Source organism: Kribbella sp. NBC_00359, assembly GCF_036097425.1.
Lineage (GTDB): Bacteria > Actinomycetota > Actinomycetes > Propionibacteriales > Kribbellaceae > Kribbella.
The window spans coordinates 938395-949583 of the sequence record NZ_CP107975.1 but is presented as its reverse complement, the minus strand read 5'-3'; the positions used below and the strand labels follow the sequence as shown (position 1 = coordinate 949583).

Genomic DNA, 11189 nt, shown 5'->3' with positions numbered 1-11189 from the left:
TGAAAATCAGCGTCATTCCGGTGAATACTCATGTGGCAGGGTGGAGAGTATGGATGCCGACGTGGTGCGCGCAGTCAACGACCTCACCACCCGCTGGGCTCGCGAACTCCCAGCGGGCAACGACCGGAGTGGTGGGGCGGGGAAGGAATCGAACACCGTCGTGTCGGGGCTCGGCCTCTGGCCGCTGCTCGCGATCCTGGCGACGGCCGCCGACGAACCAGGCCGCGCCGAGCTCGCCGCAGCCGCCGGTCTACCCGCTGACCAGGGGTCCGCGCAGGCGCTGGCACTGATCCAGGCGATCGACGGGTCGGCCGATCTCCATGCGGCGCTGGCCGTGTGGGTGAGCGAGCACCTCAAGCTCGCCGAGTCGTTCGACAGCGTGCTGCCGGCCCCTCTGGTCGGCATGCTCACCGGGAAGTCCGCGGTCGACAAGCCGAAGCTGGACGCCTGGGCCGCGCAGCACACCAACGACCTGATCCGCGAGATGCCGCTCGAGATCACCCCTGACGTCATGCTCGTCCTCGCGTCGGCCCTGTCGCTGCGCACCACCTGGGTCCGCCCGTTCACCGAGCAGATCAAGCGCGTGTACGACGGTCCGTGGTCCGGCGGCTCGTGGCATTGGCTGGAGCGCGTCGACAACGACCTCGACGCCGTACGGCGCTACGACAACGACCTGACCGTGATCACGGTGCGCGGCGACGCGGATGTCGACGTCCTGCTCGGAGTCGGCTCGGGTGGGCAGGCCGACGTACTAACGGGTCTGCTCGCGGCCGCGGCTCGCCCGGCTGACGGCGTATCCGGAAGTCAGCTGATCGACCAGGGTCAGCCCGGCACGCAGCTCGCGCCTGGGGTGAAGGTCGGGCAGACCACGGCGCTGCGACAGGATCTGAAGCTGACGTTGCCCGCGTTCAACGTCGAGGCGGAGCACGATCTGCTGGCGTTGCGTGAGCTGTTCGGGCTCAGCGCGGTCACCACGGATCCGGGCGAGCACGGTCACTTCAGTGCGATCAGTCCGACGCCGCTCGCGGTTGGGCAGGCCAAGCAGAAGGTGCTCGCGCGGTTCTACGCGACCGGGTTCGAGGCCGCGGCCGTCACGTCGATGGCGCTGATGCGGACCTCGATGCCGACGCGGCAGGCGCGTCGGCTCGAGGTCGCGCTGGACCAGCCGTTCGCGTTCGCCGCCGTACTGCGGGAGTCACGCCTGCCGATCGTGGCCGGCTGGATCGCGACACCTACTGTGCCGGGAGACTGAACAGCCGGTTGAGCAGCGCGGACGCCTCGTCGACGCCCACGCGGTCGCCGGTGAGGAGCAGGTCGAACAGCAGGCCGCGTGAGGCTGCCAGACCGAGCCGCGCGTACGCCGGTGCCTCGTCGGGCGGGATGCCCGCTCGGACGCACAAATCGATGAGGGGCGGCAGCCAGACGCTGATCAGGTCGCCCTTGAGTGCCTCGGTGTGCGGAAGGTCCTGCATCGCGTGGGCGCTCAGTTCGAAGAACAGTGGGCCGTAGATCAGCGCCGCCTCGGTGACGCGGCGCCAGAACTCGTCGGCCTGCTCCGCGATCGGCCGGTCGGTCCGGCTGAGCGTGGCAAGCAGGTCGCGTTGTTGCTGCTCGACGGTGCGGACCACCTCGGCGAGCAGTCCCTCCCGGGAGCCGAAGTGGTAGATCAGCATCCGGTGGCTGGTGCCGATCGAGCCGGCGATGCTCCGCAGGCTGGCGTCTCCGATGCCGTTCTTCGCAAAGTGCTCAACGGCATCCGTCAAGAGGCTTTGCCGGCTCACTGGGCTTCGCTGACCTGCTTCAGCTTCTCCGTCTCGGTGGCGATGTATCGCTTGGTGAGACCGGCGTACAGCCTGCCGAAGAGCCAGCCGAGCGGGCCCTCCTGGATGATCGTCGCGGTCGCCACCGTGCCTTCCGGCGTACTGGTGACCCGGTGGACGCCGGTGGTCTTGATGCCGGGAGCCTTGGAGACCCACTCGAAGAACTCGCCCTCTTTGAGTTCCGTCACCTCCCAGATCGCGACCGGAAGCTTCGGCTGGCGGATGCGGGTCTTGGCGCCGATGTGGATCCGGCCGGCGTCGAGCCGCTCGACCGAATCGACGGTCGGGGTCCACTCGGGCCACCGCTCGACGTCGCTGAACACCTGCCACACCCGCTCGGGTGGGGCCTGAATCGTACTGGAATGATCGAAGCGCATGTACCAAATGGTACATCAGGTCTTCGTCAGGCTTCCAGAGGCATTCGTCCGGTGTCCGCGGGGGCCAGGTAGGGTCTGGGGCCATGGCTGACCAGAACGTGCAGAACGAGCAGGACCCGGGCGCGAACACGCAGATGTTCCGCGCCTTCGTCAACGAGGGCCAGACCGAGGCCACCGCCGAACCCAAGCTGAACGGCCGCGTCCTGGCCGTCGTCGGCGCCGCGGTGGTCCTGATCGCCGTCATTGCCGCGATCGCCGTTTTCTGAACTTGACCGAAGTTCAGGTCGCGGTCGTCAGGGTCTTCACCGACCCCGACGGCCGGTTCGGCAACCCGCTCGGCATCGTCGACGGCGCCCTCGTCCCGCCCGCGGACCGGCTGCGCGTCGCCGCCGCGCTGGGCTTGAGCGAGACCGTGTACGTCGACGACGTGGCAACCGGCACGATCCGGATCTTCTCCGGCACCACCGAAATGCCCTTCGCCGGTCACCCCACCGTCGGCGTCGCCTGGTGGCTCCACTCCCAGGGCCACCCCGTCGACACCCTCCGCGTCCCCGCCGGCGACATCCCCGTCACGCGCGACGGCGACCTGGTCTCAGTCCGTGCCAACACCACCTGGGGCAGTGACTGGGATTGGCGCCAACTGCCGACCCCCGAGGACGTCCTCGCCGCCACCCCCACGTCCTACTCGGCCGGCCACACCTTCATCTGGTCCTGGCAAGACGAACCCAACGGCATCATCCGGGCCCGGGCCTTCGCCCCCGCCATGGGAATCGAAGAAGACGAAGCAACCGGGTCCGCCGTCACCCAGCTGACCGCCCACCTGGCCCGCAACCTCCTGGTCGTCCAAGGCGCCGGCTCCCACCTCCACACCACCTACGATCCCCCCACCCACGCCACCGTAGGCGGCCACGTCCACCCCACCGAGCCGCGCACCATCACGATCTGACCGCCCGGAATCCGGCATCCGTTGACGGGTGTGGGGGAGCGGATGAAGGATGGGTGCTCGGCTAGTTGGGGAGGTTCTGGTGGCTGAGGTTGTCAGGGCGGCGCTGGTGCAGACGTCGTGGACCGGCGACAAAGAGTCCATGATCAAGGCGCACGAGGAGTACGCGCGGCAGGCGGCGGCCGCCGGAGCGCGGGTGATCTGTTTCCAGGAACTGTTCTACGGGCCGTACTTCTGCCAGCTCCAGGACACCGAGTACTACGAGTACGCCGAGTCCGTGCCGGGGCCGACGACCGAGCGGTTCGCCGCGCTGGCCAAGGAACTCGGGATGGTAATGGTGCTCCCGGTGTACGAGCAGGAGCAGCCGGGCGTGCTGTACAACACCGCCGCCGTCATCGATGCCGACGGCAAGTACCTGGGCAAGTACCGGAAGAACCACATCCCGCAGGTGAAGGGATTCTGGGAGAAGTTCTACTTCCGCCCGGGGAACCTCGGCTACCCGATCTTCGACACCGCGGTCGGCCGGATCGGCGTCTACATCTGCTACGACCGGCACTTCCCGGAGGGCTGGCGCGCGCTCGGCCTGGCCGGCGCGAAGATCGTGTTCAACCCGTCCGCGACCAGCCGTGGGCTCTCGGCGTACCTCTGGAAGCTGGAGCAGCCCGCGAGTGCGGTGGCCAACGAGTACTTCATCGGCGCGATCAACCGGGTCGGGATCGAGTCCGACTTCGGTGACAACGACTTCTACGGTACGTCGTACTTCGTCGACCCGGAGGGGAAGTTCGTCGGGGACGTCGGCCACGACCACGATCCGGAACTGATCGTCCGCGACCTGGACCTCGGGCTGCTGGACACGGTCCGCGACCGCTGGCAGTTCTACCGCGACCGCCGCCCGGACGCCTACGGAGACCTGACGAAGCCCTAGATCACAAGCGCTCGAAGGGGACCTCATAACCAACCTCTTTTTCCTTTCTTACCGCTCAAAGGGGAGTGGCATAGATGTCTTTGCTGGTCAAGGGTGGAACTGTCATCGGACCGACCGGGACGCGGGTCGCAGATGTCCTGGTCGAGGGCGAGAAGATCGTTGCCGTGCTGGACCCGTCGTTCACCCCGACGGTCACCGCGGACGAGGTGATCGATGCCACCGGCAAGTACGTGATCCCGGGCGGGATCGACGCGCACACGCATATGGAGCTGCCGTTCGGCGGCACCGCGGCGAGTGACACCTTCGACACCGGGACCCGGGCGGCGGCCTGGGGCGGTACGACGACCATCATCGACTTCGCCGTCCAGCGGACCGGTGAAGTGGTGCAGGACGGACTCGCCGCCTGGCACACCAAGGCCGAAGGCAACTGTCACATCGACTACGCGTTCCACATGATCCTCGGCGGGGTCGACACGGACGCTCTGAAGGCGATGGACCAGTTGGTCGCCGACGAGGGCATCACCAGCTTCAAGCTGTTCATGGCCTACCCGGGTGTCTTCTACTCCGACGACGGCCAGATCCTGCGGGCGATGCAGACCGCGCGGGAGAACGGCGCGATGATCATGATGCACGCGGAGAACGGCATCGCGATCGACGTCCTCGTGCAGCAGGCGCTGGCTCGCGGCGAGACCGATCCGGTCTATCACGGCATCACGCGTCCGCCGGCGCTGGAGACCGAGGCGACCAGCCGGGCGATCGCGCTGGCGGAGGTCGCCCAGGACTGCCCGCTCTACATCGTCCACCTGTCGGCGAGCGGAGCCCTGGAGGCCGTCGCGCAGGCGCGCGACAACGGCCGGAACGTGTTCGCCGAGACCTGCCCGCAGTACCTCTATCTGACGCTGGAGGACCAGCTCGGCGCGCCCGGCTTCGAGGGCGCCAAATGGGTGTGCTCGACTCCGTTGCGCAGCAAGCACGAATCGCATGCCAAGGATCTGTGGAAAGGCCTGCGGAGCAACGATCTCGCGATCGTGTCGACCGACCACTGCCCGTTCTGCATGAAGGATCAGAAGGAGCTGGGCGTCGGCGACTTCTCCAAGATCCCGAACGGGATCGGCGGCGTCGAGCACCGCGTCGACCTCATCTACCAAGGTGTCGTGGACGGCAAGCTCTCGTTGGAGCGCTGGGTCGAGACGATCTCCACCACGCCGGCCCGGATGTTCGGGCTCTACCCGCAGAAGGGGATCGTCCAGCCCGGCTCGGACGCCGACCTGGTCGTGTACGACCCCGACGGTACGACGCGGATCGGTGTCGAGACGCATCACATGAACATGGACTACTCGGCGTACGAAGGCGTCGAGATCCAGGGGAGGGTGGGCACCGTGATCTCGCGCGGCGAGGTGATCGTGGCTGACGGCAACTACCATGGCCGCAAGGGCCGGGGGAAGTTCCTGAAGCGTGGCCTGTCGTCGTACCTGATGTAGGGGGAGACCGTGGACTTCGGAGTGGTGTTCCAGTGTGATCCGCCCGCGTCCACGGTCGTGGACCTGGCGCGGAAGGCCGAGGACGCCGGGTTCGGCTACGTCTGGACGTTCGACTCGCACCTGCTCTGGCAGGAGCCGTTCGTCATCTACAGCCAGATCCTGGCCACGACGCAGCGCGTGATCGTCGGTCCGATGGTGACGAACCCGGGCACCCGGGACTGGACCGTGATCGCGTCCCAGTTCGCCACCTTGAACGAGATGTTCGGCAACCGGACGATCTGCGGCATCGGCCGTGGCGACTCCGCGCTGCGCACACTCGGCGCCAAACCCGGCACGATCGACGAGCTGAAGCAGTGCGTCGAGATCGTCCGCTCGCTGGCCCGCGGCGAGACGGTCGACTACCGCGGCCAGCAGCTCAAGTTCGCCTGGGTCGACCATGGTGCGCTGGACGTCTGGGTCGCGGCGTACGGACCGAAGGCGCTGGCCGCGACCGGCGAGGTCGGCGACGGCTACATCCTGCAGCTGGCCGACCCCGATATCGCCGAGTGGATGATCACCGCCGTACGGCGTTCTGCCGAGCAGGCCGGCCGTGATCCGGCGGCGATCAAGTTCTGCGTCGCGGCACCGGCGTACGTCGGGGACGACCTGGACCATCAGCGCGAGCAGACCCGGTGGTTCGGCGGGATGGTCGGCAATCACGTGGCCGACATCGTGGAGCGCTATGGGACGACGGGCGCCGTACCGCGGGCGCTGACGGACTACATCGAGGGCCGCAAGGGCTACGACTACAAGGAACACGGGCGCGCGGGCAACACCCACACCGCCTTCGTCCCGGACGAGGTCGTCGACCGGTTCTGCATCCTCGGCCCGGTCGAGAATCACCTGGCCCGGCTGGAAGAGCTGAAGGCGCTCGGCGTCGACCAGTTCGCGGTGTACCTGCAGCACGACGCGAAGGAAGAGACGTTGGCCGCCTACGGCAAGGACATCATCCCGGCGTTCTGAGCTGGAGCTGCTCGGCTGCGTGTGCCAACCGCAGTCCGGTCTGCGTCGCGCCGTACGACGTCGTGGGCGGGTAGCCCGTGGTCACGGTCCGGGTGACCAGGTCGGCGGACTCGAGGTCCTTCAAGGCCAGGGTCAGCGCGCGGTTCGAGGTGCCGGGCAGGGAGTTGCGAAGCTCGGAGAAGCGGCGGTCGCCGGCCGTGAGCAGCACGAGGATCGGCAGGGACCACTTCTTCAGGCCGACCTCGCTTGCGCCGAGCTCGTGCAGCAGGTCCGTCAGCGCGGCGGCAGGCTCGGCGAGTTGCGCCCCTGCCTCGGTCAGCAGGTACTCCGGTCGCAGCGGGTGACCGTGTCCGGGGTTGCGCCGGATGAGGCCGGCCTCGGTCAGGAAAGCGAGCGTCCGGCTGAGGGACTCGCGGCCGACGCCGAGGTTGTGGGTCAGGTTCACGAAGCGCCCGCCGTAGCCGCGGTGCAGTTCGGCGAGCACCGGGACGGCCCAGCGGAGGTGGACCAGGGTCGCCAGCGTTGACACGAAAGTAAGCTTAGTATAAAAACAGGACCATGAGTGGGATCGAGTACGACGGGCGCGCGGTCTGCGCGCTGGAGGTCGCCGATCTGGAGCAGTCGCTCCGGTGGTACGAGCAGGCGCTGGGATTCGAGGTCGTCCACCGGCTCGAGTCCTGGGGCTGGGCCGAGCTGAGTACGCCGCTACCCGGGATCTCGATCGGGATCGGCCAGACCGAGAAGCCGAAGACCGACGGCGGGGTCGTCGTCACGTTCGGCGTCCACGACATCGACAAGGCCCGCGCGCACCTCGAGTCGCTCGGGACACGCTTCGACGGCGAGACCCGGCAGATCGCGGACGAGGTGCGCCTCGCCACGTTCTACGACCCCGACGGCAACACCTTCATGCTCGCCCAACGCCTAGTCGAAGTACCCCGCCCAACGGCCAGGGAGTCATGAGCCCCCGTCCGCCCGCCGGCCATGGAGTCGTGAGCACCCGCGCGTTCAACGGTCAGGGAGTCGTGAGCCGCCGCCCGCCCGCCGGCCATGGAGTCGTGAGCACCCGCGCGTTCAACGGTCAGGGAGTCGTGAGCCGCCGCCCGCCCGCCGGCAAGGGGGCCGCGAGCCGGCCGTCCGACGGCCCGGTCGTTAGCACCCGGCCGACCGGCGAGGAGTCGTGAGCACGCCGCCGCGGCCGGGGATGGAGAGCCTGACCCTCGTCCTGCTCCGCCGCCCGGCCGAGCCGCCGGTTCTGCCCGACGACGAGCAGGACCGGGTCCAGGAAGCTCACCTCGCCTTCCTCGACAGACTCCGCAAGGAAGGCGTGATGGGCGCGGCCGGCCCGTTCCGCGACCACACCGACGAGACCCTCCGCGGCCTGTGCGTCTACCGAACCGACATCGAAGAAGCCCGCCGCCACGCCGCCGACGACCCAGCCGTCCAAGCAGGCCTCCTCGAGGCCGAACCAATCACCTGGTGGTTCCGCACCGGCGAAATCCACCTGGCCTGACCACTCAGAGGTCGAGACGTGGTACCTGGCCATCTGCGAGAGTGAGCCAGAGACAGGCGACCTCATCGAGGATGCGATCGATCAGTTGGTCGACGAAGGGCCGACCGCCGGCCGGCCACTGGTCGACCGAGTCAAGGGCAGCCGGTTCCAGAACATGAAGGAGTTGCGACCGCCGTCGACGGGGCAGAGTGAGATCCGGATGCTCTTTGCGTTCGATCCGGCCCGGGAAGCCATCATTCTGGTGGCAGGCGACAAGTCGGGTCGGTGGGAGAGTTGGTACCGGACGGCTGTTCCGCTGGCGGACGAGCGGTTCGCCGAGCACCTGATCGCGCTGAAGGAGGAGGGCTGAGGATGAACGACTACGCCGACTGGAAAGACGTCAAGGCCAGGGCACGCGCCGCCGATCCGCGCACCGCCGCCGAGCGCGCCGCGGGCAAGGATGTGGCCCGTGAGCGCCGGGAGTCCTACATTCGTGGGCATCAGCTCGCCGAGATGCGCAAGGCGGCAGGGGTTACCCAAGCGGGTCTCGCGGAGTTGCTGCATGTCTCGCAGGCGCGCATCTCGAAGATCGAGAACGGTGAGATCTCGGGGATCGAGGTCATTCGTGCGTACGTGACTGCCCTCGGTGGCACCGTGGACCTGGTCGCAACCCTCGGCGACAGGACCTGGAAGGTCGCCTGACGCCGCCGTGGAGCCCGTCGGCAAGCTTGTCCGCCAAGGCGGAAGGTTCTACGGGTTGGGGGTCCAGCGGTAGGGGCCTGGGAGTAGGTCGGTGGCGAGGACTGAGCCGGGGCCGTCGGGGGTCGGCAGGATGACGCGGATGGTCGGGTGGTAGTCGACGAGGATCTGGCGGTCGCGTCCGCAGGGGCCGACCACGCCGCGGCCTTCGTTGCCTACGGCCACGATCGTGGTGAGTTCGCGGGCGCCTTCCGCGCGGGCACGGCCGAGGGCGACCAGTTCGGCGCAGGGGCCGCCGGTGAAGTGGTAGAGGTTGATCCCGGCGTACATCCGGCCGTCCACACCGCGTACGGCGGCGCCCATCGTGTAGACGCCGTCCGGTCCGTCGGTGTTCGCGTCCACGGTCCGGCGGGCCAGCTCGATCAGCTCGCGGTCGTCGTCGGTCAGGGGGTGCACAGTGATCATCCCTTTACCCTGTCACGCCTATCACCCCGACCAGTTGACGGACCTGGTGCAGGTACTGGCGACACCGGACAAGTTATTCCAGCTCTTGTGTCGTTTCCGTGGCCGACCGGTCCTTGCGGTGTCGAGACCGGTCTGCCCGGATCGTTGCAGGCGTGGACCTGAGCCACTGACCAACCCCACCGCCACGTCATCACCGGCGCAGGTCTGAGCGTGACCGGCCAGGACGGTGCCTGCTTGGTGAGTGGCGCAGATCCGCACCGCCGACCCGAACCGACCCCCCGCGCCGTGGTCGCCTCCGTGCGCTCCACTGCCCCCACCCCGGAATGGATCGAGGCTGTGGACGACGGCGATGTCGACTTTGTGCACCAGATCCGTACGCCGAGGCCGTCGCCGTACGGATCTGGTACACAAAGTGACCGCTCTCGACGACGCGTGGCAGCCGGGCAGCCGGGTTGGGTGGTGTCGGCTGGGATGGATTGGGGCGGGGGACGCACCGACGGGAACGACAGGACGACCGTTATCCCTGTCCGAGCTCGCTAGCCCTGCCCGGGGCGTTGGCGGGGAAGCCCGGGACCGCGGGACCGCGCCGGTTCTCGGAAGGCGGGATGCCGGTCCGTCAGCCGGCGATCCGCTTCAGTTCGGCCTCCACCACGGTCTTGACGGTCTTGAGCTCGGTGGCCGGGTCGGCGCCGCTGCGGATGATTCGGTTCAGTGCGTCGGAGTACGCCGTACTGGACCTCGGCGACCAGAGGATCGGCGTCTGCGCGTGGCCGTTCTCGTTGACGAACCTGACCGCGTCGGCGGCCGGCCCGGACTTCAGCTTGTCCGCCTTCGCGGCCAGGCTCGTGCGGGCGGGGATGTGGAAGCCGTACGACTGCGCGAAGTCGAGCTGGTCGACCCACAGCCACTTGACGAACTTCTTCGCCGCGTCGACGTTCTTCGACCTGGCGTTCACACACGAACCGTAGGCGCCGACCGGGACACTCGGCTTGCCCGTGGTCGCGTTCAGCTTCGGCCACGGGAGTACGCCGAAGTCGTCGGGGAACGCCTTCTGGATGGCCGGCAGGGTCCACAGGCCGGTGAACTGCATCGCCGTCAGGCCCTGCGTGAACGCGGACGGGTCGGACCAGTCGGTCGGTGCCCCGAGCAACAGAGTCTTCGAGGTGAACAGCTCGCGCAGCTTGCGCAGCGACTCGATCGCGGCCGGGTCGTCGAAGCCGAACTGGTTGTCCTCGGTCAGGTAGTCCAGCCCGGCCGACCACAGCGCCGGTCCGCCGAGGACGCCGACGCCGCCGTCATTGCCGACGAACAGGCCCTTCACCTTGTCGGTCGTCAGCTTGCGAGCGGCCGCGAGCAGATCGTCGACGGTCTCCGGTGGCTGGACGCCGGCCGCGCTGAGCAGGCTCTTGCGGTAGACGAGCAGCTGCATGTCGGTGAGCTGCGGGACCGCGTACAGCTTGCCCTGGTAGGTCATCCGGTCGATCAGCGATGGCGTGAAGTCGGACTTGGCGTCACCGAGCAGATCGGTCAGCTCGACCACCTGGTTGGCCTTGATCATGTCGATGGTCGGCCCGTTGACGGACTCGAACACGTCCGGACCCTGGTCGGTGAGCAGCGCGGTCGACATCTTCTTGTCGTAGTCACCTGGCGACCACTGCACGGTCACAGTCGCGTCCGGGTAGGCCTCGCGTACCTCTCGACCGCCTGCTGCGTCCCGGCTTCGCCGTACTGGTGATACCACTGCGCCAACGCCGGCTTGTCTCCCGACGAGCCGCCTGGCCCTGCGTCCGACCGCCCGGTGTTCGATCCACACCCAGCCACCGCCATCGCCGCCAGCCCGCCACCCATCGCCAGCAACCGCCGCCTGGTAACCGCAGCCATCCGCCGTACCTCCATCCCGCGCAGTCCCACAGCCCGCGCACCACCCCAGCCCCTATGGCCGGCGTGGTGTCGGGCGGCGGCAATTCCAGTCCGCCGGAGAGACATTG

16 protein-coding genes are annotated in these 11189 nt (G+C 68.1%); 10 read left to right on the top strand and 6 right to left on the bottom strand.

Annotated elements, in window-relative coordinates; translation table 11 throughout:
* The first annotated feature begins 49 nt into the window (after positions 1-49).
* Positions 50-1252: a serpin family protein gene (locus OG876_RS04565; RefSeq protein ID WP_328523483.1), complete on the top strand. Its 1203-nt coding sequence runs from the start codon at positions 50-52 to the stop codon at positions 1250-1252.
* Here the strand turns inward: OG876_RS04565 and OG876_RS04560 are convergent.
* Positions 1233-1763: a TetR/AcrR family transcriptional regulator gene (locus OG876_RS04560; protein ID WP_328523482.1), complete on the bottom strand. Its 531-nt coding sequence runs from the start codon at positions 1761-1763 to the stop codon at positions 1233-1235. The two genes, OG876_RS04565 and OG876_RS04560, sit on opposite strands and share 20 nt — an antisense overlap.
* Positions 1764-1777: 14 nt before the next feature.
* Positions 1778-2197, bottom strand: a complete 420-nt coding sequence (locus tag OG876_RS04555; protein WP_328523481.1) for an SRPBCC family protein — start codon at positions 2195-2197, stop codon at positions 1778-1780.
* Between the two features lie 83 nt (positions 2198-2280).
* On the opposite strand from OG876_RS04555, the gene OG876_RS04550 reads away from it, so the two are divergent.
* From OG876_RS04550 to OG876_RS04530, 5 genes are all read left to right on the top strand, one after another.
* A complete protein-coding gene (locus tag OG876_RS04550) occupies positions 2281-2463 on the top strand; it encodes a hypothetical protein (protein WP_328523480.1) in 183 nt (60 codons plus the stop codon).
* A 2-nt stretch (positions 2464-2465) separates the two neighbouring features.
* Entirely contained in the window at positions 2466-3143 is a 678-nt protein-coding gene (locus OG876_RS04545) for a PhzF family phenazine biosynthesis protein (protein ID WP_328523479.1), read from the top strand.
* Positions 3144-3222: 79 nt separating this feature from the next.
* On the top strand, positions 3223-4065 hold the full coding sequence (locus tag OG876_RS04540) for a nitrilase-related carbon-nitrogen hydrolase (protein ID WP_328523478.1): 843 nt from the start codon (positions 3223-3225) through the stop codon (positions 4063-4065).
* A 74-nt stretch (positions 4066-4139) separates the two neighbouring features.
* Positions 4140-5546, top strand: coding sequence for a dihydropyrimidinase (gene hydA / locus OG876_RS04535; RefSeq protein WP_328523477.1), 1407 nt, complete (start codon positions 4140-4142; stop codon positions 5544-5546).
* Positions 5547-5555: 9 nt separating this feature from the next.
* Positions 5556-6548, top strand: coding sequence for a TIGR03842 family LLM class F420-dependent oxidoreductase (locus tag OG876_RS04530; RefSeq protein WP_328523476.1), 993 nt, complete (start codon positions 5556-5558; stop codon positions 6546-6548).
* On the opposite strand, the gene OG876_RS04525 is transcribed toward OG876_RS04530, so the two are convergent.
* The gene (locus OG876_RS04525) at positions 6532-7077 is read right to left on the bottom strand and encodes a winged helix-turn-helix transcriptional regulator (protein WP_328523475.1); all 546 of its coding nucleotides are present in this window, start codon (positions 7075-7077) and stop codon (positions 6532-6534) included. The genes OG876_RS04530 and OG876_RS04525 overlap by 17 nt on opposite strands.
* A 29-nt stretch (positions 7078-7106) precedes the next feature.
* Here OG876_RS04525 and OG876_RS04520 point away from each other — a divergent pair, with 29 nt between their 5' ends.
* The 4 genes from OG876_RS04520 (at position 7107) to OG876_RS04505 (ending at position 8739) form a co-directional block, all read left to right on the top strand.
* Positions 7107-7508: a VOC family protein gene (locus OG876_RS04520; protein ID WP_328523474.1), complete on the top strand. Its 402-nt coding sequence runs from the start codon at positions 7107-7109 to the stop codon at positions 7506-7508.
* Positions 7509-7725: 217 nt separating this feature from the next.
* On the top strand, positions 7726-8058 hold the full coding sequence (locus OG876_RS04515; RefSeq protein WP_328523473.1) for a YciI family protein: 333 nt from the start codon (positions 7726-7728) through the stop codon (positions 8056-8058).
* A 25-nt stretch (positions 8059-8083) separates the two neighbouring features.
* Positions 8084-8407: a type II toxin-antitoxin system RelE/ParE family toxin gene (locus OG876_RS04510; RefSeq protein WP_442914159.1), complete on the top strand. Its 324-nt coding sequence runs from the start codon at positions 8084-8086 to the stop codon at positions 8405-8407.
* A gap of 2 nt (positions 8408-8409) precedes the next feature.
* Entirely contained in the window at positions 8410-8739 is a 330-nt protein-coding gene (locus OG876_RS04505; protein WP_328523471.1) for a helix-turn-helix domain-containing protein, read from the top strand.
* A 48-nt stretch (positions 8740-8787) separates the two neighbouring features.
* Here the strand turns inward: OG876_RS04505 and OG876_RS04500 are convergent, their stop codons facing one another.
* The 3 genes from OG876_RS04500 to OG876_RS04490 all read right to left on the bottom strand — a co-directional run bounded on the left by OG876_RS04500 (position 8788) and on the right by OG876_RS04490 (position 11082).
* Entirely contained in the window at positions 8788-9201 is a 414-nt protein-coding gene (locus OG876_RS04500; RefSeq protein ID WP_328523470.1) for a cytidine deaminase family protein, read from the bottom strand.
* Between the two features lie 616 nt (positions 9202-9817).
* Complete coding sequence (locus OG876_RS04495) at positions 9818-10861, bottom strand: ABC transporter substrate-binding protein (RefSeq protein WP_328523469.1); 1044 nt, start codon at positions 10859-10861, stop codon at positions 9818-9820.
* 2 nt (positions 10862-10863) lie between these two features.
* A complete protein-coding gene (locus OG876_RS04490) occupies positions 10864-11082 on the bottom strand; it encodes a hypothetical protein (protein ID WP_328523468.1) in 219 nt (72 codons plus the stop codon).
* Positions 11083-11189 lie beyond the last annotated feature (107 nt).